Raw genomic sequence first — 20,351 nt, forward strand, 5'->3', positions numbered from 1 at the left:
CGTGCCGCCATTCCCTACAAATGGCGACACATTGCCTTTCCCCAGACTCCACCTCAGGTGCGGGTGCGCACGCCGCTCGACCGACGGCTGGCCACGGTGGTTAATACCGCCGCCACGATGATCACGGCACCCGTCGATGCTTGCACGTAGAAGGATGGCACCTGCGCCAGCGTCAACAGGTTGTTGATCACGCCGATCAGCAGCACGCCGCTGACAAGGCCAACCATCGTGCCGCGCCCACCTCCAAGGCTTACACCCCCGATCACAGCCGCCGCGAAGGCCGAGAAGATGATGCCTTGCCCTTGGGTAGTCACCGCCGAGTCCAAGCGCCCCGTCATCAGCACTCCTGCCAGACCGGCCAGAAGCCCGGCATAGACAAAGGCCGACCAGATCACGCGATCGACGTTGATACCTGCCGCCCGCGCAGCATCCTCGTTTCCGCCGATCGCGTAAAGCGCGCGGCCATAGCGGTGGTATTTGAACACCAGACCGATGGCGACCGCGACGATCGCGAAGACAAGGACAGACACCGGAAGCCCGAACAACTTGGCCGATCCGAGGTATGTCAGCGCAGGGCCGGGGGAATAGATCGACCGCCCGTTCGATACGATCAGCACGCCACCGCGCAGCAGGACCAGCAGGCCCAGCGTCGAGATAAAGGGGTTCAGCCCGATACGCACGACCATGAAGCCGTTGAAGTAGCCGATCAACCCCGCCGTTCCCAAGGCAACGACAAGCCCCATCCACGACGGCAACTCAAGCCCGAGGCCGCCTGCGGCAACCGGCACAAGGCAGACCGCCGCCAACATCGGCGCAAACCCGACGATCCCTTCGAGCGAGAGGTCGAGCCGCCCGATCAGAACGACAAAGGTAAGCCCGATGGTGGTCAGACCAAGCACACTGACCTGTTCTAGGATGTTGATCAGGTTGATGCCTGTGGCAAAGTTCGGCGCGACAATCGCACCCACAAGCACCAGAAGGGCCAACACCGGATACATGGTGTAACCGCCCGAGACAAAGGCGCTGCCAAAGGCCGAAAGCTGGGACCGACCGGCCTTCTGGCCAGCTTTTGCCTTATCTGTCATCGCATCGCTCATGCCACGCCCTCCATACGCAAAATCAAGTCCTTCATCGTGTAGTCTCCGCGCAGTTCGCCTGTAATCTTGCCTTCGAAGACGATCACGACCCTGCTTGCCAGTTGCGCAATCTCGTCCTCTTCATCCGACACAACGATCACGCCCAAGCCCTTGCTCGCCAGATCGCGCAGCAGGGCATAAAGCTGTTCCTTTGCTCCCACATCGACACCCCGCGTCGGACTAAGGGCAACGATCACCTGCGGGTTCTGGCAAAGGGCGCGGGCGAAGACGACCTTTTGCTGGTTTCCACCCGAAAGCTGGCTGACCGCTTGTTCCAGCGACGAGCAGATCACATTCGTCTGCCGTGCAAGGTTACCGACATGGGCTGCTTCCTTGTCGAGTTTGATGAATCCCAAGCGGCCCGACAAAACGTCAAGCCCACCGATAGCGACGTTCTCCCGAACGCCCAGAAGCCCGACATACCCGCTTGCATGCCGGTCGGTCGGCACAAGGCCGATGGTCGGAAGCATGCCGTCCGAGCCACTGACCTTGCCCTTGTAAGGGGTCAATTGGCCCGCAAGCATCATCGCCAAGGCTTCCTTGCCGCCGCCGACGGGACCGGCCAGCGCCACGATCTCGCCGGGCTTGATCTGGAAATCGACACCTTCCGCCGAAACGGGGTAAAGGCCGATCCCCTTGGCTTGCAACAAAACAGGCGCATCGCTGCGCGTGTGATCCACACGAACGGAGCGGACAGTCTTTTCGCCCATCATCAAGTCGGCGATCAACTCGACATTAAGATTGCCGACATCTTCCCTTTCCTTGACGACCAGCCCGTCGCGCAGGATCGTAACGGTGTCTGCAACCTCGAACACCTCGTCGAGATGGTGCGATATGTAGATGAACGAAACACCAAGCGCCTTGAGCGCTTTCACCTGTTCAAAGAGCATGCGCTTCTCGGCATTGCTCAGGGCGGCGGTCGGTTCATCGAGGATGATGACGGGCACACCACGGCTGAGCGCCTTCATGATTTCCAGCAGCTGGCGCGTGCCTGCGCTCAGTTCCCCGGCAAGGGACTCGGCGCGTATATCGACGTTCCATTTATCCAGCAACGCCTGCGCTTCGGACATCATCAGCCTATGGCTGACGACGCCAAATTTCTTGCGCACCAGCGGGTTTTCCAGAAACAAGTTCTCGGCCACCGTCAGCAAATTGAAAAGCTGGGGCGTCTGCTGCACATGGGCTATGTCGTCGCGGATTTTGGCTGCGTAGGGCTGACCGTTGGCCACCACTTCCGTCTTGGAAATTCGAATGGTGCCTGTGTCAGAGGCAACAAGTCCGCTCATCGTTGAGACCAGAGTGCTTTTTCCTGCCCCATTACGACCCAGTAGGGCGTGAACCTCACCGTGCATGACGGTGAAATCCACGCCCCGCAGGGCTTTCGTGGAACCAAAGGTCTTAGAGATGTTGCGCATCTCGACGATGGGATGCTGTCTGTCCATGATCTCTGGATCCACGATGTCTAAGCAGGCTTACTTGCCGACCTGGTTCGCCCAAAGGTCAGGCGAGTCGACGTTCTCGGCAGTCACGAGAGTGGCGTTCAGCTGGTATTGCGGGCCGACAGGGGTGTCGATCACCTGACCGTCATCACGCTTGCCGATCTCGATGGTGCCGCCGCCTTTGACCAGTTCGATCAGCTCTGCCGTCTTGGTGGCATACGCGCTCAGCGGCTGGGAAACGGTGGCGTCCAACGCCTTGTCGCGGATGAGTTGCAGGCCCTGCGGGGTGCCGTCGATGGCGATGCGGATCACATTGCCTTCCTCGCCCACTGCAGCGCCTTTGCCCGCGGCATTAAGCTGCGCATTGACAGCGGTCGCCATCAGCTCCGAAGCCATGAAGATACCAGCGAGGTTGGGGTTCTGGGTCAGCACGTTCTGCGCCGCATCCGCTGCCATATCGGCGGTCCATTCGGTCGGGCGCTGGATGATCTGCACCTTGGGGGCCAATTCGCCGAGCGTCTTGGCAAAGCCTTCTGACCGGTCAAGGCCGTTCGGCGTGGTCAGTGCGCCCTGAAGTTCCAGCACGATGCAGCTATCGTCTTTCCAGCACGGGGCCGCCTCCAGTCGCTTGGCCATTTCCTTGGCACCCTGCGCGCCGGCGTCGACGTTGTCGGCGCGGACGGTCGCGGTCACCTTGCCGCCCGCCGGGCTGTCGTCGATCGAAAAGACCAGAACGCCGGCTTCGTTGGCCTTCTTGACCACCGGCACGATTCCCGCCGCGTCAAGCGGAGCAAAGACAATGACATTCGCGCCATTGGCCATCAGGTTCGTCAGGGCGTCGACCTGCGCCGCGATATCGCCATTCGGATCAGGCGCGCCAACGAGGGTGAAGCCCTTGGCGTCGAAGGCTTTCTTCGACAGATCCAGCATCAGGGTCTGGAAGTCGTCCTTCAGGAACTTCGGAGTGAAACCAATCTTCACATCGGCGTTGTCCGCAAAGGTCACGCCTGCGGACAGAGCGAATGCCACCGTTCCGGCGGCAAGCGCCTTGACCGACTGGCGACGGGTCATGCTGGATTTCATTATGTCGTCCTCCACTGGGTTTTTGCGATCCCCTCGGGCTTTCACCGGATCGGAGGACCACTTTTGGCCCTTTGTGCGCGTCACAAAGGGATCAGTTGACCGTGCTGACGACAAATCTCCTCACCTGACGTCAGGCACAGCGTTTCGGGGCGCGCGCCCCCTTCAGGCGGGCACGGTATTGGGTTGCCCTTGGGTGTTCCCGTCAGGCTTTGACTTCGGACACTTTGACCATCCGGCCTTGTTGCATGGACAAGTAGGCCGCTTCGGCAAGCACCAGTGCACGATGGCCATCCTCGAAGCTGGCAAGAGGGACCGCGCCCTTCTCGACGCAATCCACGAACCCGTCGATCTCGGCCATGAAGGCCTCGTTGTAGCGTTCAAGAAAGAAGAACTGGTAGGGCGCGCTGGTCTCGGTCGTCGTCGCGGTATAGCGGCGCATTTCGTGGGGCTTGCGGTTGTCGGAAATCACCATCCCCTTGCTGCCCATCAGTTCAACACGCTGGTCATAGCCATAGACAGCGGTCCGCGAGTTGTTGATGTGGCATTGTTTGCCAGATGCGGTTCGCAAGATTAACATGGCACTGTCCACCTCGTTCAGAGCAGCACCCAAGGCGGGGTCGATCAAGGCTCCACCGATGGCAAAAACCTCGACCGGCTCCTCGCCCAGCATGAATCGGGCAAGGTCGAAATCGTGGATTGTCATGTCGCGGAACAAGCCGCCCGCCGCTTCCAGATAAGCGCGGGGCGGGATGCCCGGATCGCGTGAGGTAATGATGACCTGATGGAGGTCCCCGATCTCGCCTGCAAGCATCGCATTGCGCGCGGCGCTGTGTCCGGGATCGTAGCGGCGATTGAAACCAAGTTGGATTGGCAGCTTGCTGCCCTTGATCTTGGCGGCACAAGCCTCGACACGCGCAAGGTTCAGGTCGATTGGCTTTTCGCAGAGAACCGCCTTACCGGAAGCGATGGCAAGTTCGATGTAATCGGCATGGGTCGGGGTTGCCGTTGCAATCAGAACCGCGTCGACATCCGGGGAATCAAAGACATCCGCCGCCGATGCAAAGGCCCGAACGCCATGCTCCCCCGCAACGCGGTCCGCCGAGGGCGGGTGCAAGTCATAGACGCCCGCAAGCGTTGTCCGCGGATGCCGCGCCACATTCGCCGCGTGCATCTGGCCGATGCGTCCGCATCCCAGAACCGCAATTCGCAACATATTCCCCCCAAGCGCAGTATTTCATTCAGTTTCGCAAAAACTGTTGCATTACCGCACTTATGTCAATAGAAATTTTGCAACGACTTAGTATTGCAATAAACAGTGCAAGACAGTCGGGACGGAGTCCGAACGGTGAAGGAAGACAGGATGAGCAGGGTCGACGGGAAGATTGGGGTGGTAACGGGCGGCACGCAGGGGCTTGGGGCAGCGGTTGCCTGGCAACTCGCTCGGTCTGGCGCTGCTGGACTGGTGACGTGCGGGCGCAATGCTGCAAAAGGCACCGCAGTGGCCCAAGCCATCCGCGAGGAAACCGGCTGCGATGTGCGCTTCGTGCAGGCCGATCTTGGTGTTGCAACCGATGTCCGAACAGTGGTGGCGGCTGCCGACAAGTCGTTTGGTCGCGTGGACATGCTGGTTAACGCAGCTGGCATCACAGACCGCGGAGATATCCTGACGACCGATGAGGCGCTTTTCGACCGCATGTTCGCGATCAACACCCGTGCACCGTTCTTCCTGATGCAGGACACGATTCGGATCATGGTAAGGGAGGGCACACCCGGCACCATCGTCAACATCGGCTCGGCTGCAGCGCTTTCGGGCCAACCATTCATTGCGGCCTATTGCGGCAGCAAGGGTGCTTTGGCCACGCTGACGCGCAACACAGCCTTTGCGGCGATGAAAAACCAGATCCGCGTCAATCAACTGAACATTGGCTGGATGGCGTCAGATGGTGAAGACCGGATCCAGCGCGACTACCACAACGCGGATGCAAACTGGCTGGAAAAGGTTGCTGCGGAACAACCGTTCGGCCGCCTGCTGGCACCAGAAGAAGTCGCAAAGGCGGTCGGTTTCCTGCTCTCGTCCGAATCCGGCATGATGACAGGCGCTGTGATCCATTTCGACCAGTCTGTCTGGGGCGCCTACCCCTTTGCACCGCCGGTGCCGGTCGGAAAGCTCGCGCTCTGACCTTTAGGCGATGGCACAGTTGTGACGCGTGTAAAGTAGGCTAGGCATGATACGGCTTGTCGGCTGAACCCCGCTTCGGGCCATGCGGATTGCATCAACCGCGAGAGAAATCTCGCGGTCGAAATCATGGCCGATGGTGACGTCCATGATCCCTTTCTCCAACAACATCCGTGAGTTGGCGTTCAGTTCGTGCCCGACGAAAACGGTCGTTCCGGCCAAGCCCTCATCCTCGAGCGCGCGCCCGATCCCAAGGTTTGCCCCCGATACGTTGTAAATCGCAACTGGCGGCCCGTTCTGCGAGATATGCCGTCGTATCGCCTCGTAGGTCACTTCGACACTTTCATCCGAACCAACGCGCTCTTCGATTGTCAGCATCGGAAACTCTGACCGCAAAACCTGCCGGAATCCCTGTTCGCGGTCGAGTTGACAGCGGAATGGGACGCTACAGACGAATAGAACGCGCCCCACCTGTTGTCGGGGGGCAAGACGACCACAGAACCAGCCGGCGGTCGAACCGGACGCGTATTGGTCCGCTCCGACATAGGCGGTGCGTCCCGATGCCGGAAGATCACTTGTCAAGCACACAACGGGAATGCCCCGTGCTGTAACCTCTTGGACAGCGCGATTGATCGCGGGATGTTCACGTGCGACGAGCAGGATCCCGTCAGCATCTGCCGACACCACGCTGATCCGGTGGGCCAATTCTTCGGCGCTGATACTGTGCGACACGTGCGATTCGGCACGAAACTCGACTTCGGGTTTGTTCAGCCAGTGGCGCTCGGCGGCCTCGCTGGCAGCCTGATTGAAAGATTTCCCCGACTCGGCAAGTAGGCGCAATCGCAACCTTTCACCCAGTTCGCGCTGGATGGCGATGGCGGGAGGTGCGGTGCCGGTAAGCTCTTTCGATATCGCGATGTCATTCTGAAGAACTGCCTTCAATTCACGAAAGCCGGACAACCCAAGCCCCTGCGCCAGCCGCACAAGACTGGACGGGTGGACATCGCAACGCTTCGCGACATCTCCAGCGGACAAGACGGCAACAATGGACGGATTTGCCATCAAGAAATCCGCGATCCGACGCGAACCTTTGCTGAAGTCGGGGCTCATCGAAGCAAGGCGGGCCTGGACCTCCTTGACCGTCGAGGGCTTCTTGTAGGGAATGTCCATGACTACCTATCCTGTCATGCACGATTCTAGCATAGCGTTGCGACTTCGCAAGTTTTATTGCAGATCTGATGTTCTGAAATATCAGGCGCCGAAACCTTCGCGAAAACACGGAGGGTCAACTGGTGGAAACGATTTCGAGGTGAAACACGCATCCGGGATTTTTTGGGCAACGGTTGACGACAAACCCCATCCTCGGCAAGACACGTTTAGCGTCAGCCTCTTGCCGCTCCAACGGCGAAGGGCAGCTTTGGGCCGCGAGCGTCGACTTTTGCACAGGGCGCAAGAAACGTCCCTGCTGCACCTGCAAACTTCCGCTTCTCCCCCCTCAGTTAATGCCCGCCACAACCGATAATCCGTCGCACCCCAAACGGGTGAGACAGCCGATCCGGGCGAAGGGCAGACGATCGCCACAGCAGGGTTGAATGGCCGGTTATGGCGATTGGAACCCGCTGGGTATCCACGCGCGGCGTGCCAAGCCTCTTTTGAAGAGAGCGTCCAGACATCCGATCTTCGCGTCCTTCAGGCAGAACGCGTTGCTTATGGGTCAGTTTCCTTGCGAAGGCTGAACCACGCCGGAAAGGCAAAAAAACAATGCGATCTGACTTAGATCTTCTTTCGATGTTCTGCCTGTCGTCGAGCAAGGTTCATCAACCGCAACAGAGTCGGCGGTAGCACGTGGCCAGTGACAACCGTCATCCCGACCGCGCCTGATAGGTAGGATGCGCCCAAGGGTAAGGTCTCGACCTGCCCGGCCTCGATCTCTGCTTCAAGCACACCCTGGCTGATGAACCAGATCGCATCGGTCGCGTAGAGAAGCCCGCGGCCCAGGGCAAGGGTCGAGGTTTCGACCGCAGGGACGAGGTCCGCCAAGTTCAGGCTGGCAAGGTAGGCGTCCACCGTGCCCCGGATGATTGCATCCCGCGTGGGCAGGATCACCGGATAGTCACGCAAGACCCGGGCGATGCGCTGACCCCGCCCCGGATGACCCGCGCGCACGGCGGCAATTATCGGCTCTTCGTAGAGGAACTCAAACTCCAGGCCCGGCATCTCGGCGGGTTGCGGCATCCGGCCGATCATCAGATCGATCGCGCGGTCGCGCAATTTGCGCAGAAGGACGGGATGCGAGCCGGTCTCGATCGACAAGGTCGGCAAAGGCGGGTCAAGCAGGAACTCTCCCACTACATTCGGGAAGAAACGGGTCGAAACGGTGGGCAGGAGGCCGACCGAAAGCCGCCCCGCCCCATGCTCGGGTCTGAGCGCGGCGGCAGCGGCTTCAAGGCTGGCCACAGCCTCGCGAGCATGGCGGCGGAACACCTCGCCCTCGGCCGTCAGCACCACCCTGCGGCCCTGCCGCTGTACCAGCCGGGCGCCCAGCATCGCCTCCATCTCGGCCAGCGATTTTGAGACCGCGGGTTGAGACAGACCCTCGGCCCGGCCGGCGGCGGTAAGGCTGCCATGCTCGGCCACGGCCAGAAACAGCCTTATATGACGCAGCTTAACGCCGGGATGCATATTCATATGGTTATGCTTCAGCGCCCTCTTTCTATTTTCCTGAGAGAAAATATTATGCCAAATTGCGCACGGGAGGAAGCCTGATGTCCGTTCTGATGCGCCCCTGGGGGCATTTGCACTACCGCCTGCGCGGCCCGGATGCCGGACTGCCGGTGATCCTCCTCAATTCGCTTGGCACCGATCTGCGCATGTGGGAGGGCGTGGCTGACCGCCTGCCAGACCTCCGCCTGATCGGGATGGACAAGCGCGGGCACGGCCTTTCGGCCACCCCCACAGACGTCTGGACGCTGGACGATCTGGCAGGCGACGCCTTGGCACTTATGGACCATCTGGGCGTCGATCGTGCCGTAGTCGCAGGTTGCTCCATCGGCGGAATGATTGCGCAGCGGATGGCGACGCTGGCGCCGTCGCGTATCGCGGGCCTGTTCCTGTCGAACACCGCAATGAAGGTCGGCACGGACGAAAGTTGGGCCGCCCGGATCGCCGGTATCACCGAGCAGGGCCTGCGCGGCATGGCTGCCCAGATCATGGATCGCTGGTTCGCCCCGGCCTTCCGCGCTAGTGACGAGGCGAAGGCCTGGGAGACGATGCTGATGCGCGGCGACAACGCGGGCTATATCGGCGCCTGCCGAGTGCTGGCGGCGGCGGACCTGCGCACCACCTCGCCCGCCATTGCCTGCCCTGTCCTGCTGGTCGGCGGCACGACCGATGCCTCCACCCCCGAAGAGCTGGTGCGCGCAACGGCCGTAGCGATCAACGGCGCGCGGGTGGAAATCATCCAGGGCTCCGGCCATATCCCCGCCATCGACAACCCCGACATCACCGCCCGCCTGCTAGCCGATTTCCATCGGGGGCTGGCATGAATCCCAAGGGCATGGCGATACGCCGCAAGGTGCTGGGCGACGCCCATGTGAACCGTGCCGAGGCCGCGAAAACCGCCTTCGATGCGCCGTTTCAGGGCCTGATCACCGAGGCCGCCTGGGCGCAGGTCTGGGGGCGCGACACCATTTCCCTGCGCGAACGTTCCATGCTGACCATCGCGTTGCTTGCGGGCCTTGGCAACGACCACGAGCTTGCCCTGCACATCCGAGCCACTGCCAACACCGGGGCCTCCGAGGCCGATGTGATGGAGGCGCTCCTGCATGTAGCGATCTATGCGGGCGTGCCCCGGGCCAACCACGCGATGAAGATCGCCAAGGACACCTTTGCCGCGATGAAGGATGCGACATGACCCCCGCCGAATACTACCAGCGCGACCGTACCCTGCATCCCCCGGCCCATCATCCCGGCTACAAGACCAGCGTCGCGCGTTCGCCGTCACTGCCGCTTCTGACCCTGCAGCAAACCCCCAGCGAGATCACCGGGCCGACCTTCGGGCACGGCGACATCGGCCGCCTCGACAACGACCTGACGCTGAACTTTTCCCACGGCGGGATGCCGGTGGGCGAGCGGATCATCCTGCATGGCCGCGTCCTGGACGAAAACGGCCGCCCGGTGCCGAAAACGCTGGTCGAGATCTGGCAGGCCAATGCCAGCGGGCGCTATCGCCACAAGAAAGACGTCTACCTTGGTGCCCTCGACCCGAACTTCGGCGGCTGCGGGCGGACGCTGACAGATGAGACGGGCTATTACTTCTTCCGCACCATCAAGCCCGGGCCTTACCCCTGGATGAACTACGTCAACTCCTGGCGGCCCCGGCATATCCATGTCTCGGTCTTTGGCGCTTCGTTCAGCCAGCGCCTGATCACCCAGCTTTACTTCGAAGGCGACCCGCTGATCCCGCTCTGCCCGATTGTGCAGACGATACCGGACCCCGACGCCGTCCAGCGCCTGATCGCGCCGATGGACCTGAACGCCTCGGTTCCCATGGATTGCCTGGCCTACAAGTTCGACATCGTGCTGCGCGGGCGACGGTCGACGCTGTTCGAAAATCGGCTGGGGGGGAACTGATGGTGCAATCCCTTGATTACCTGAAGGAAACCGCCTCGCAGACTGCCGGGCCTTATGTCCATATCGGGCTGGCCCCCGGTGCTGCGGGCTTCAAGACCTTTGAGCAGGAGCTGGGCCAGATCATCGCCGGGCCCGACGTCGCGGGCGAACGCATCCGGGTAGAGGGCGTCGTGCTGGATGGCACCGGCGCTCCGGTAAAGGACGTGCTGCTGGAGGTCTGGCAAGCCGACTCGGCTGGCATCTATCCGCACCCCGAAGATCCGCGCCATGCAGAGGTCGCACCGGGCTTTCGCGGCTGGGGCCGCATCATCACCGATTTCGACAGCGGGCTTTGGTCGTTTGACACGATCAAGCCGGGGGCAACGCCGGGCCGCGCCGGGCGACTGCAGGCACCGCATGTCAGCTTCTGGCTCGTGGCGCGCGGCATCAACATCGGGCTGAACACCCGGATGTATTTCCCCGAGGATGACCACTCGGCCGATCCCGTGCTGACCTCGGTCGAGCAACCGACCCGTCGCAAGACCCTGATCGCCACCAAGACCGGCCTCGGCAGCTATCGCTTCGACATCCGCCTGCAGGGCGACGGCGAAACCGTGTTTCTGGATATCTGAATGGAACCCTGCTTCATCTGCGTCGCCATCACCGGCTCCTTGCCGACCAAGGCCAACAACCCCGCCGTGCCGATCTCAATCGCGGAACAGGTGGAAAGCACACAAGAGGCCTTCGAGGCCGGGGCGACCATCGCCCATTGCCATGTGCGCGACGACGAGGGGAAGCCGACCTCGGACCCCGACCGCTTTGCCCGACTGATGGAAGGGTTGCACCAGTACTGCCCCGGCATGATCGTACAACTGTCAACCGGCGGGCGGTCGGGTGCCGGTCAGGCGCGGGGCGGGATGCTGCCCTTGAGGCCGGATATGGCTAGCTTGTCGGTGGGGTCGAACAACTTTCCGACCCGTGTCTACGAGAACCCGCCCGATCTGGTGGACTGGCTGGCCGCCGAGATGGTCACGTATGGGGTCACGCCCGAGATCGAATGCTTCGACCTGTCCCACATCTTCAAGGCGCATGAGATGTGGCGCAAGGGGCAGCTGACGGCGCGGCCCTATGTGCAGTTCGTGCTGGGCGTGAAGAACGCCATGCCGGCGGATCGGGTGGCCTTTGACTTCATGGTCGCCACGGTCAAGCGGCTGTTCGGCGAAGACGTCCCCTGGTGCGCCGCCGGGATCGGCCCGGCGCAGATCGTGGTCAACCAATGGTGTATCGAAAGCGGTGGCCATGCCCGGACGGGCCTTGAGGACAACGTGCGGCTTGACCGCGACACCCTCGCCCCGTCGAACGCGGCTCTCGTCCGCCGCGTTGTGGACCTCTGCGACCGCGCGGGCCGTCCCGTCGCTACCTGGGCGCAGACGCGGGCTCGGCTGGGCCTGCGGCCCGCGTGATGCCCGCCGCCACCGCCGATAGCGCGATCTACCGCGACCTGTTCGGCGATGCCGAGACGGCTTCTCTCTTCACCGACAGCTCCGAGGTGCGGGCGATGCTGCTGGTCGAAGGGGCCCTCGCGCGGGTGCAGGGCGCGCTTGGCCTGATCCCCGCCGATGCCGCCGCCTTCATCGACCGCGCGGCCCGCGAATTGCAGATCGACCCCGCCGCCCTTGCCGCCGAGACCTCCCGCAACGGTGTGCCGGTGCCCGCCCTGCTGGCCGCCTTCCGCAAGGAGGCAGGGGCGCCCGATCCAATACGCTGGCTGCACTGGGGCGCGACCAGTCAGGACATCATCGACACTGCCCTCGCCCTGCGCCTGCGCCGAGTGCTAGACCTGTGGGAGGCTCGGCTGACCGCGCTGATCTTGGCACTCAGCCAACTGGCCGCGGCCCATGCCGACCTGCCCATGGCCGCACGCACCTATGGTCAGGCCGCGACGCCCTCGACTTTTGGCGCGCAGGTGGCCAGTTGGGGCCGCCCGCTGCTGCGGCACCGCGAAAAGCTGAACCCGCTCCGCGCAGAGGTCCTGCAGGTCTCGCTGTCCGGGGCAGCCGGAACACTGTCGGCGATGGGTCCGCGTGGGCCCAAGGTCCGCGCCGCCCTTGCCGACGCATTGGGCCTGTCCGACCCCGGCGCAAGCTGGCACGGCGAACGCGACGGGATGGCCGCCTTCGGAGCGTGGATGGCCGGACTTTGCGCGACCCTCGGCAAGATCGGCGAGGACCTGATCCTTCTGACCGCCACCGGCCTGTCCGAGGTGCGGATTGCCGGCGCGGGCGGGTCATCCACCATGCCGCAAAAGCAGAACCCGGTCGGGCCCAGCGTGCTGGTGGCGCTGGCCCGGCAGGTGATCGGCTTGTCCGCCACGCTGATCGGGGCGGGCCTGCACCGGCAGGCGCGGGACGGGGCGGCGTGGTTCACCGAATGGCTGACCCTGCCGCAGATGTGCATCTCGACAGGGCGGGCGCTGGAACTGGCGGGGGATCTGGCCACACGGGTCGAGCCTGACCCAGCAGCGATGGCGCGGGTGCTGGCGGCCGACGCCGGCACTATCCACGCCGAGGCGCTGACCTTCGCGCTGGCCGCCCGGATGCCCCGCCCCGAGGCGGAGGCTGCTGTCAAACGCCTGTGCGCCGAAGCTTTGCAGACCGGCATAGACCTGCAGGCGCTGGCCGCCCGCGAATGGCCGGGTCTGCACGTGCCGATGGCCGTGGGAGAGGCTCCGGCCGAGGCGAGGGCCTTTGCGGCCGCCGCGCAGCGCGCGGGGCCGCCCGCCTCCTAACCCTGCACAGCCATCCGCGCCGACAGCGCCTGACCTGTGCACAGGATATGCGACCGCAGCGCCACGCAGGCGCGGTCGCTGTCATGCGCCGTCGCAGCCGCGGCAATCTCGCTGTGTTCCGCCTCGATGTCTCGGTCGGTCACGTCATCCAGCGGATAGAGGTGGCGATAGCGGTCGATCATGTTGTGCAGGCTTTTGCAGAAGCTCAGCACCAGCGGCATCCCGCAGCCCCGGATCAGTGCCAGGTGAAACTCGGCATGCGCCTCTTCCCATGCCGCAACGGTCTCGGGCCTTGCCGGATCACGCACCGAGCGGGTCAGCAGGTAGTGGGTCCGCATGACATCGCTTTCCCAGTCGAGCCCGCCGTGGGCGATGCTGGCGCGCAAGGCCATGACGTCCAGTTCGGCCCGCAGTGCCGTCACCTCGGTCAGATTGGCCGACGACACTGGGGCCACGCGATAACCGCGCTGATCCTCGAATTCGACCAGACCATCGGCCACTAACCGCGACACGGCTTCGCGCAGGGGGCTGATTGAGATGTCATGTTCCTCGCGTAGGCGGTCCAGGTTGATCCGCGACCCGGGCGCCAGATCGCCGCGCAGGATGGCATGGCGCAGGGTCGCGGAAATGCGGCTGGAGATCGTTTCCTTGCGGGGGGCTTCAGCCATGGTCACCTCATTCCTTGACCGAACCATAAAAGACGAACCTTCGCCTTACAATGTTCAGCTTGGAAAAATGGATGATTCCTGAAATCTTGGCGGGCACCAGAAAGTGATGAGAATCGTCGTTCATTCGGCGAATCGAAGAAGGTCGCCCCCCATGTCGCTGTTCCAGACTACCTATGCCCAGCTCCGCGGCGATATCGTCTTTGGCGCGCTTGCCCCCGGCCTGCGCCTGCGGCTTGAGGAGCTGCACACGCGCTATGGCGCGTCCGTCCCTACCCTGCGCGAGGTGCTGAACCGGCTGGCCTCGGAGGGGCTGGTGGTGTCCGAAGACCAGCGCGGCTTTGCGGTCGCGCCGATCTCTGTGGCGAACCTTCTGGAACTGGCCAGCCTGCGCAAGCTGATCGAGGTGCATGCGCTTGAACTGTCGTTCCGGATGGGCACCGTGGCCTGGGAAAGCGAGGTTGTCGCCGCGCACCACAAGCTGAGCCGGATCGAGCAGCAGCTGATCGCGGGTGAGGCCGCCGACCGCAGCGAGTGGAAGCGCTATGACTTCGGCTTTCACCAGACGCTGATCGGGGCCTGCGGGTCCGAGGAATTGCTGGCGGTGCATCGGGCGGTCTTCGACAAGTACCTGCGCTATCAGATGATCTTCCTGACCTTCCGGGGCGACATCGCGGCGCGTGAACACAAGGCGCTTCTGGATGCAGCCCTCGCCCGCGACTTCGCCACCGCCCGCGCGGTGCTGGAACGCCATGTGGATGGCGGTGTCGCGCATGCGCTTGCCGCGCAGGGCGAGCCTGTGTGACTGGCCCTTACGGGGTGTACGTGATGATGCTGCGCACCCAAGGCTCATCCGGTTCGGCCCCGGTGAAGATATGGAAGGCCTGCACGCCCTGATGGAAATAAAGTTCGTAGCCTGAAAGGAAGGCGGCCCCCAAGGCTTGAGTCTGGGCGCGGAATTCGGTCTTGTCGGGGGTATAGACGGCATCGAAGGCCCAGACGGGTGCGCCCCTGGCACCCGCCGGAAGGGCAGAGCCCGGACGCCCGACCATGCCCAGCGGCGTACAGTTCACCAGACCGGTGATGTCGGCAAGATCGGTCAGCTTGTCCTTTTCCGTGGCCAGCACAGCCGTTTCCGGAAACTGCTTGCGCACCGCAGCACCCAGCGAGACGACCTTGGCCAAGTCGGTGTCATAAAGGAGGATCTCGCTAGCCCCAAGACTCGCCAGCCCGAAGACCACCGCCCGCCCCACGCCGCCGGTGCCTAGCACCAGCACCCGTCCCGGCGTCTTGCCCGGAAACCGCGCCCGGAACGCCGCGACAAAGCCGGAATAGTCGGTATTGAAGGCGCGCGGCCCCTCTGCCGTAAAACGTACCGTGTTCGACGACCCCATCGCAGCCACGACCGGATCGCCCGCAGGGACCAGCGCCGCCGCTTCTTCCTTGTGGGGGTAGGTGACGTTCACGCCGTGAAAACCCGTGTCCCGGCAGTGGTCCAGCATTTTGGCAAAGCTCTTGCCATGTTCAGCCGGGATCAAAAGGTCGTAGCTGGCGTTGCCCCCGACCGACAGGGCGCAAACCGTATGCAGGACCGGTGACCGGGAGGCGACGATGTTTCCTCCGATCAGGCCAAGTCGCCAAGTGCGTGTGGAGGTAAACGTGGTGTTCATCCCTGATATCCAAAGAGACGTGGAAAATAGAGAACCAGGTCGGGCGATGCGACAAGGATGACCAAGGCTGCCAGCAACGCTACGAAGAAGGGCGCGATGCCGCGCACGATGTCCTTGATCGGAATGCCAGTGACGGCATTGATGACGAAGATAAGGATGCCATAGGGCGGTGTGATCAAGCCCAACATGGTGTTGACCACGGCGAAGACGCCAAAATGCACCGGATCGATCCCGAGTGATTTCACCGTGGGTAGGAACAGAGGGATCACGACCAGGATGATCGTGCCGCCGTCCAGAAGCATGCCCAGCACGAGGAGGAGGATGTTAAGGCCGATGAGGAATTCAATCTTCGAGATCTCCCGCGCTTCCAGCCAGGCGGCAAGTGCCTCGGGGATGCGTTCCGAGGCAACGATGTAGTTGAAGATGAGCGCCGAGCCGATGACGATTCCCACCGTCGCCGCCTGTCTTGCGCTTTCCGTGAAGACCCCCCACAGGCCTGCGGGCGAAAGCTGTCTGTACACGACCATGGAAAGAAGCAGGGCATAGAGCGCGGCACAGGCGGCAGCCTCGGTCGGTGTAATGGCGCCGCCGTAGATTCCGCCCAGAAGGATCACGGGCAACATGAGGACGGGGAAGGCGCGGAAGGTCAGGCGCGGCATCTCGCGCATCGGGACGGGTGTTTCGCGGATTCTTTCCGCCCGCCCGGCGAGGACACTGTTCATCGCTGCAAGCGACAGCGCCATCAGAAGACCCGGAACCACGCCTGCAAGGAAGAGGAAGCCGATCGATGTGTCAGAAACGAGCGCATACATCACCATCGGGATCGAGGGCGGAATGATCGGGCCGATGGTCGCCGCGGCGGCGGTGATGCCGGCAGCATAACTAGGGGCATAGCGGCCGTCCTTCGTCATCATGCCGATGATCATTTTCCCCGGTCCCGCGGCATCGGCCACCGCCGATCCAGACATTCCCGCGAAGATCACCGAAACAGCGATGTTCACATGGCCCAGTCCTCCGCGGAACCGCCCGACGACGGCATTGCAGAAATCGAGCAACCGATCCGATATCGACCCCGCGTTCATGATGTTCGCCGCTACGATGAACAGCGGTACGGCCAAAAGGATATAGCCGTCATAGATCGACTGGATCAGCTGTTCGCCCGCGAGCGAGAGGTCAGACCCCGTCCAGGCCAGCCATACTATGGCGGCCACCATCATAGAGTAGCCGATGGGCGCGCCGATGGCTGCGACGAAGAACAGTGTAGCAAGACAGATCAGAAAGGCCATGCTCATGTCGTTCTCCGGTCAGTCCGCCATGATGTCGCGCTGGTCGAGATCAGGATTGTAACCCCGAAGGATCGCTGCGATCCGCCAGCCGTAACGTGCGATGACTGCCACAAGGAAGATGATGTAGATTGAGAAAACCCAGATCAGCGGAATGCGGAAGACCGCCGATTTCTTGATCTTGTAGAAGGTCACGTAGTCCCAGCTGTCGGGCACCGATGCCAGCAGCGCAGCAAAGATCGAGATCGAGGCCAGCAAGGCGCAGATCCGTCGCGCCCCGGGGCGCAGGGACGTGACCAGAACGTCAAATTTCACATGGTCTCGTTCCCGCAACACGAAAGCACAAGTGAACAGGACCAGCCAGAGCCATAGGCTGAGCGACAGCTCGATAGTCCAGCCTAGCGACCAGCCGAAGATGTAGCGGGCGACGATCTGCAGAATGAAAGTGGCGAAGATGGCGGCGAGCATGCCCGCCGCCACGCCTTCCGCCGCCTTCGCCAGAACCGGCAGAAGGCGGGCCATCATTACTTGGCCAGTTCGTTGATCCGGTCCAGCATGCCGGCCGGCCAGTCCTTGGCATAGTCCGAAGCCAGGTAGTCGGCCTGAACCTTGGTGCGGAAGGCCGCCACGTCGGGCTCGTAGACCTTGATGCCCTTTTCGGTCAGGAAGGCGACTGCGTCTTCTTCCTTCTTCAGCTGCAGTTGGCGCGCATGTTCCGCCGCCGCATCCGCAGCCGCCTGAACCGCAGTTTGCTGTTCGGGCGTCATTCCGTCCCAGACCGCCTTCGAGATCGTCAGATAGTTCAGGTCGACCAGATGCGAGGTCAGCACGATCTGGTTGGTAACCTCGTAGAACTTGCTGTCGATGACGGTCGGCAGCGGGTTGTCCTGCCCGTCCACGGCACCGGTCTGCAGTGCGGTGTAAAGCTCGCCGAAGGCCACCGGAACGGGCGATGCGCCCAAGGCACCCCCCAGGAACTGCCAGGCGTCCGACCCGGGCATCCGCAGCTTGACACCCGCCAAGTCGGCCGGGGTCTTGATCTCTTTGTCGCCCTTCAGGTTGATCTGGCGCTTGCCAAGGTACATTACCGTCAGCAGTTTCACGCCAAGCTCGGCTTCGACCTTTGCCTTCAGCGGGTCCATGATCGGGTCGTTGAACACGGCGATCTGATGTTCGGCCGACTGGTGGACATAGCCTGCGGTCAGGATCGAGAATTCCGGGAAGAAGCTGGAGAATTCCTGCGCGGAGGCGATGGACATGTCGAGGTTGCCGCGCGCGATGGCCTCAAGCTCGGTGCCCTGCTTGAACAACGTTCCGTTCCAATGCGGCTCGAATGACGCGAACTCGGCGACGGCGGGGCCGAACTTTTCGATCAGGCCGATGGCGCGGCTGTCGGTTTCGGTGTTCACCGAGGACAGGCGCAGGCGGATCTTGTCCTGCGCCACGGCGGCCCCTGCGGCAAGGACCAGAGCGGAGGCGGCAGCAGTCGAAAGCAATGCGCGGCGCGAGATGGTGAATGTCATGGTTTCCTCCCTGTGACATCGGATTTTTCGGCCCTCTCCCTCGGGCCAATGCGTAAAGTTTGACAGGAAAGGACCTACGTGTCTACCGTTTATCTTATAAGCATGATTATCCTTCACTGATCCGATTTCTATGGAGTTTTACCGAATAATCGATTTTCATGAATTGCAGCACATCCCCGATTCGGCACCGTCGCCTGGATGGCGCGGCGTTCTGCACAGCAGGACGGGAGGGGTTGATTTGCCGACAGGAAGGAAGCGGGACATGGACTTGCCACGAAACACGTTCAAGGCGGCCTTGCGCGAAGGGCGGACCCAGATCGGCATCTGGTGCTCGATCGCCGGTTCCGACAATGCCGAGGCGCTGGCAGGTTGCGGCTTTGACTGGATGCTGATCGACACCGAACATTCGACGGTCAGTCTCGACACGGTCAAGGCGATGCTGCAGGCGGCCGCGGCATACCCGACGCAGACCATCGTGCGCCCCGGCTGGAACGACGCGGTGGAAATCAAGCGCATCCTAGACGCCGGCGCGATGTCGATTCTGGTGCCCTACATCCAGAACGCCGAAGAGGCCGCGCGCGCGGTCTCGGCCGTCCGTTATCCGCCACATGGGACGCGGGGCGTGGCCGGGATCACCCGCGCCAGCCGCTATGGCGCGGTGGACCGCTACATCGCCCGTGCCAATGACGAGATATGTCTGCTAGTGCAGGTCGAAACCGCCGAGGCGTTGACGAACATCGAATCCATCGCAGCCGTGCCAGGTGTAGACGGCATCTTTGTCGGCCCCGCCGACCTCGCCGCCAGCATGGGCTTTCCGGGCGACACCGGCGCGCCTGAGGTGAAGGCCGCGATCCTTGAGGCAATCCGCCGCGTCCGCGCGGCCGGTAAGCCCGCGGGCATCCTGTCACTGGACCCTGACCTTCTGAAACAGGCGGTGGCTGCGGGGTCGGTCTTTACCGCTGTCGATGTGGACCAGGCGATCCTGCTGCGAGGGGCGCGCGCGCTGGCGCGGCAGTGGAAGGGCTGACGGCATCCGGCGCAAGGGGGGCGCATGGTAGAGGTTCTTGCGATCACCTTTCCGATTTACCTGATCATCGCGCTTGGCTTTGCGGTGGTGAAGGGCGGACTGGTCAGCGTCGAGGACATCCGGGCGCTCGGCAGGGTAGTGATCGGGATCTTCATCCCCGCGACCCTGTTCGTGAACATCAGCCGCGTCCCCGTGGCCGAGGCGATGCGCTGGGACTTCGTCGTCGGCTATCTCGCGGGATCGCTCACCATCTTCGCGGTGGGCACCCTCTTCGCGGCGAAGGTCCTGCGACAGTCCCGACAGGTCGCGGTGCTGCAAGGGTTAGGCATGTCCTCGTCCAACAGCGGCTTCATGGGTTTTCCCATCGTCGCCATGGTCTTGGGCGATGTGGCTGTGCAAGCGCTGGCGATGGCGATGCTGGTCGAAAACGTGGTGATGATCCCGCTTGCGATGTTGCTGGCCGACGGCGGGAGGGGACAATCGCTCCTGCAAAACACCCTGCGCCCCGTGCTGTCGAACCCGATCCTGATCGCCGTGGTCGCCGCGCTGGCACTGTCCGCCTCGGGCCTGGCCCTGCCAGGAGCAATGGAGCGGACGCTGGAGATCCTCGCGCCCGTCGGCCCGCCGGTCGCTCTGGTGGCCGTCGGGGGGATCGTGGCCGCCCTGTCTTTTGCCCCGATCAAGGGACCGGTGGCGGCAGTTGTGGCGGGCAAGCTGGTCCTGCATCCCCTGGCTGTGCTTGTTGCGCTGACCCTCAGTGGGAGCCTGCCGCAGGACCTTGTCCTCGCCGGTGTCCTATTTGCCAGTGTCCCGATGATGTCGATATACGCCCTGTTTGGCCAGCGCTGGGGTGCCGAAAGCTTCGCCGCTTCGGCCCTAATCCTGACCACCGTGCTGTCCTTCCTCACCGTTTCGGCCATCCTTTGGCTGACTTCATCCCCTGCGTGACC

Annotated in this window: 21 protein-coding genes; 10 read left to right on the forward strand and 11 right to left on the reverse strand. The window is 62.8% G+C overall.

Annotated features, from left to right (window positions below; translation table 11 throughout):
- Window positions 1-53: 53 nt before the first annotated feature.
- The 4 genes from QF092_RS11980 to iolG all read right to left on the reverse strand — a co-directional run bounded on the left by QF092_RS11980 (window position 54) and on the right by iolG (window position 4,871).
- Complete coding sequence (locus QF092_RS11980) at window positions 54-1,097, reverse strand: ABC transporter permease (RefSeq protein ID WP_281464136.1); 1,044 nt, start codon at window positions 1,095-1,097, stop codon at window positions 54-56.
- The gene (locus tag QF092_RS11985) at window positions 1,094-2,593 is read right to left on the reverse strand and encodes a sugar ABC transporter ATP-binding protein (protein ID WP_281464137.1); all 1,500 of its coding nucleotides are present in this window, start codon (window positions 2,591-2,593) and stop codon (window positions 1,094-1,096) included. Before QF092_RS11985 ends, QF092_RS11980 begins: the two co-directional genes overlap by 4 nt.
- 15 nt (window positions 2,594-2,608) lie before the next feature.
- Window positions 2,609-3,658 (reverse strand): sugar ABC transporter substrate-binding protein, encoded by a 1,050-nt coding sequence (locus QF092_RS11990; RefSeq protein WP_281464138.1) that lies wholly within the window; start codon window positions 3,656-3,658, stop codon window positions 2,609-2,611.
- Between the two features lie 202 nt (window positions 3,659-3,860).
- Window positions 3,861-4,871 (reverse strand): inositol 2-dehydrogenase, encoded by a 1,011-nt coding sequence (gene iolG, locus QF092_RS11995; protein WP_281464139.1) that lies wholly within the window; start codon window positions 4,869-4,871, stop codon window positions 3,861-3,863.
- Window positions 4,872-5,018: 147 nt separating this feature from the next.
- On the opposite strand from iolG, the gene QF092_RS12000 reads away from it, so the two are divergent.
- On the forward strand, window positions 5,019-5,837 hold the full coding sequence (locus tag QF092_RS12000; protein WP_281464140.1) for an SDR family oxidoreductase: 819 nt from the start codon (window positions 5,019-5,021) through the stop codon (window positions 5,835-5,837).
- Between the two features lie 3 nt (window positions 5,838-5,840).
- Here the strand turns inward: QF092_RS12000 and QF092_RS12005 are convergent, their stop codons facing one another.
- Complete coding sequence (locus QF092_RS12005; RefSeq protein ID WP_281464141.1) at window positions 5,841-7,004, reverse strand: substrate-binding domain-containing protein; 1,164 nt, start codon at window positions 7,002-7,004, stop codon at window positions 5,841-5,843.
- Between the two features lie 603 nt (window positions 7,005-7,607).
- Window positions 7,608-8,522: a LysR substrate-binding domain-containing protein gene (locus tag QF092_RS12010; protein WP_281464142.1), complete on the reverse strand. Its 915-nt coding sequence runs from the start codon at window positions 8,520-8,522 to the stop codon at window positions 7,608-7,610.
- 77 nt (window positions 8,523-8,599) lie between these two features.
- Here QF092_RS12010 and pcaD point away from each other — a divergent pair, with 77 nt between their 5' ends.
- The 6 genes from pcaD to QF092_RS12040 are packed head-to-tail and all read left to right on the forward strand — an operon-like array spanning window position 8,600 to window position 13,233.
- Window positions 8,600-9,379: a 3-oxoadipate enol-lactonase gene (gene pcaD, locus QF092_RS12015; protein WP_281464143.1), complete on the forward strand. Its 780-nt coding sequence runs from the start codon at window positions 8,600-8,602 to the stop codon at window positions 9,377-9,379.
- On the forward strand, window positions 9,376-9,747 hold the full coding sequence (pcaC, locus tag QF092_RS12020) for a 4-carboxymuconolactone decarboxylase (RefSeq protein WP_281464144.1): 372 nt from the start codon (window positions 9,376-9,378) through the stop codon (window positions 9,745-9,747). The genes pcaD and pcaC overlap by 4 nt, the downstream gene beginning before the upstream one ends.
- Window positions 9,744-10,466, forward strand: coding sequence for a protocatechuate 3,4-dioxygenase subunit beta (gene pcaH, locus QF092_RS12025; RefSeq protein WP_281464145.1), 723 nt, complete (start codon window positions 9,744-9,746; stop codon window positions 10,464-10,466). Before pcaC ends, pcaH begins: the two co-directional genes overlap by 4 nt.
- Entirely contained in the window at window positions 10,466-11,077 is a 612-nt protein-coding gene (gene pcaG / locus QF092_RS12030; RefSeq protein ID WP_281464146.1) for a protocatechuate 3,4-dioxygenase subunit alpha, read from the forward strand. Before pcaH ends, pcaG begins: the two co-directional genes overlap by 1 nt.
- Window positions 11,078-11,908 carry a 3-oxoadipate:acetyl-CoA acetyltransferase gene (locus QF092_RS12035; protein WP_281464147.1) on the forward strand — a complete coding sequence of 277 codons (831 nt, stop codon included), beginning with the start codon at window positions 11,078-11,080 and terminating at the stop codon, window positions 11,906-11,908. It abuts the gene before it with no gap.
- On the forward strand, window positions 11,908-13,233 hold the full coding sequence (locus QF092_RS12040) for a class-II fumarase/aspartase family protein (RefSeq protein ID WP_281464148.1): 1,326 nt from the start codon (window positions 11,908-11,910) through the stop codon (window positions 13,231-13,233). Before QF092_RS12035 ends, QF092_RS12040 begins: the two co-directional genes overlap by 1 nt.
- Here QF092_RS12040 and QF092_RS12045 read toward each other — a convergent pair.
- Window positions 13,230-13,901 (reverse strand): GntR family transcriptional regulator, encoded by a 672-nt coding sequence (locus QF092_RS12045; protein WP_281464149.1) that lies wholly within the window; start codon window positions 13,899-13,901, stop codon window positions 13,230-13,232. The genes QF092_RS12040 and QF092_RS12045 overlap by 4 nt on opposite strands.
- A 151-nt stretch (window positions 13,902-14,052) precedes the next feature.
- Here QF092_RS12045 and QF092_RS12050 point away from each other — a divergent pair, with 151 nt between their 5' ends.
- Window positions 14,053-14,703, forward strand: coding sequence for a GntR family transcriptional regulator (locus tag QF092_RS12050; RefSeq protein WP_281464150.1), 651 nt, complete (start codon window positions 14,053-14,055; stop codon window positions 14,701-14,703).
- Window positions 14,704-14,710: 7 nt separating this feature from the next.
- On the opposite strand, the gene QF092_RS12055 is transcribed toward QF092_RS12050, so the two are convergent.
- The 4 genes from QF092_RS12055 to dctP are packed head-to-tail and all read right to left on the reverse strand — an operon-like array spanning window position 14,711 to window position 18,374.
- Complete coding sequence (locus QF092_RS12055) at window positions 14,711-15,568, reverse strand: shikimate dehydrogenase family protein (protein ID WP_281464151.1); 858 nt, start codon at window positions 15,566-15,568, stop codon at window positions 14,711-14,713.
- A complete protein-coding gene (locus QF092_RS12060) occupies window positions 15,565-16,860 on the reverse strand; it encodes a TRAP transporter large permease (RefSeq protein WP_281464152.1) in 1,296 nt (431 codons plus the stop codon). Before QF092_RS12060 ends, QF092_RS12055 begins: the two co-directional genes overlap by 4 nt.
- 12 nt (window positions 16,861-16,872) lie before the next feature.
- Window positions 16,873-17,376 carry a TRAP transporter small permease gene (locus QF092_RS12065; RefSeq protein WP_281464153.1) on the reverse strand — a complete coding sequence of 168 codons (504 nt, stop codon included), beginning with the start codon at window positions 17,374-17,376 and terminating at the stop codon, window positions 16,873-16,875.
- Window positions 17,376-18,374, reverse strand: a complete 999-nt coding sequence (dctP, locus tag QF092_RS12070; RefSeq protein WP_281464154.1) for a TRAP transporter substrate-binding protein DctP — start codon at window positions 18,372-18,374, stop codon at window positions 17,376-17,378. Before dctP ends, QF092_RS12065 begins: the two co-directional genes overlap by 1 nt.
- A gap of 262 nt (window positions 18,375-18,636) precedes the next feature.
- Between dctP and QF092_RS12075 the strand changes: the two genes are divergently transcribed.
- Entirely contained in the window at window positions 18,637-19,401 is a 765-nt protein-coding gene (locus QF092_RS12075) for an HpcH/HpaI aldolase family protein (protein WP_281464155.1), read from the forward strand.
- Between the two features lie 24 nt (window positions 19,402-19,425).
- Window positions 19,426-20,349: an AEC family transporter gene (locus tag QF092_RS12080; RefSeq protein ID WP_281464156.1), complete on the forward strand. Its 924-nt coding sequence runs from the start codon at window positions 19,426-19,428 to the stop codon at window positions 20,347-20,349.
- Window positions 20,350-20,351 lie beyond the last annotated feature (2 nt).

The sequence above is a fragment of the Fuscovulum ytuae genome (genome assembly GCF_029953595.1).
Taxonomy (GTDB): Bacteria; Pseudomonadota; Alphaproteobacteria; order Rhodobacterales; family Rhodobacteraceae; genus Paragemmobacter; species Paragemmobacter ytuae.

Bases quoted from the DNA above. Each gene is read 5' to 3' on its own strand.
- QF092_RS12010 (WP_281464142.1), bottom strand. From the start codon at position 8,522: ATGAATATGCATCCCGGCGTTAAGCTGCGTCATATAAGGCTGTTTCTG.
- QF092_RS12080 (WP_281464156.1), top strand. From the start codon at position 19,426: ATGGTAGAGGTTCTTGCGATCACCTTTCCGATTTACCTGATCATCGCG.
- QF092_RS12055 (WP_281464151.1), bottom strand. From the start codon at position 15,568: ATGAACACCACGTTTACCTCCACACGCACTTGGCGACTTGGCCTGATC.
- QF092_RS12050 (WP_281464150.1), top strand. From the start codon at position 14,053: ATGTCGCTGTTCCAGACTACCTATGCCCAGCTCCGCGGCGATATCGTC.
- pcaC (WP_281464144.1), top strand. From the start codon at position 9,376: ATGAATCCCAAGGGCATGGCGATACGCCGCAAGGTGCTGGGCGACGCC.
- QF092_RS12000 (WP_281464140.1), top strand. From the start codon at position 5,019: ATGAGCAGGGTCGACGGGAAGATTGGGGTGGTAACGGGCGGCACGCAG.
- QF092_RS12005 (WP_281464141.1), bottom strand. From the start codon at position 7,004: ATGGACATTCCCTACAAGAAGCCCTCGACGGTCAAGGAGGTCCAGGCC.
- pcaG (WP_281464146.1), top strand. From the start codon at position 10,466: ATGGTGCAATCCCTTGATTACCTGAAGGAAACCGCCTCGCAGACTGCC.
- QF092_RS11990 (WP_281464138.1), bottom strand. From the start codon at position 3,658: ATGAAATCCAGCATGACCCGTCGCCAGTCGGTCAAGGCGCTTGCCGCC.
- dctP (WP_281464154.1), bottom strand. From the start codon at position 18,374: ATGACATTCACCATCTCGCGCCGCGCATTGCTTTCGACTGCTGCCGCC.
- QF092_RS12040 (WP_281464148.1), top strand. From the start codon at position 11,908: ATGCCCGCCGCCACCGCCGATAGCGCGATCTACCGCGACCTGTTCGGC.
- QF092_RS12075 (WP_281464155.1), top strand. From the start codon at position 18,637: ATGGACTTGCCACGAAACACGTTCAAGGCGGCCTTGCGCGAAGGGCGG.
- QF092_RS12045 (WP_281464149.1), bottom strand. From the start codon at position 13,901: ATGGCTGAAGCCCCCCGCAAGGAAACGATCTCCAGCCGCATTTCCGCG.
- pcaH (WP_281464145.1), top strand. From the start codon at position 9,744: ATGACCCCCGCCGAATACTACCAGCGCGACCGTACCCTGCATCCCCCG.
- QF092_RS12065 (WP_281464153.1), bottom strand. From the start codon at position 17,376: ATGATGGCCCGCCTTCTGCCGGTTCTGGCGAAGGCGGCGGAAGGCGTG.
- iolG (WP_281464139.1), bottom strand. From the start codon at position 4,871: ATGTTGCGAATTGCGGTTCTGGGATGCGGACGCATCGGCCAGATGCAC.
- QF092_RS12060 (WP_281464152.1), bottom strand. From the start codon at position 16,860: ATGAGCATGGCCTTTCTGATCTGTCTTGCTACACTGTTCTTCGTCGCA.
- QF092_RS11980 (WP_281464136.1), bottom strand. From the start codon at position 1,097: ATGAGCGATGCGATGACAGATAAGGCAAAAGCTGGCCAGAAGGCCGGT.
- QF092_RS12035 (WP_281464147.1), top strand. From the start codon at position 11,078: ATGGAACCCTGCTTCATCTGCGTCGCCATCACCGGCTCCTTGCCGACC.
- pcaD (WP_281464143.1), top strand. From the start codon at position 8,600: ATGTCCGTTCTGATGCGCCCCTGGGGGCATTTGCACTACCGCCTGCGC.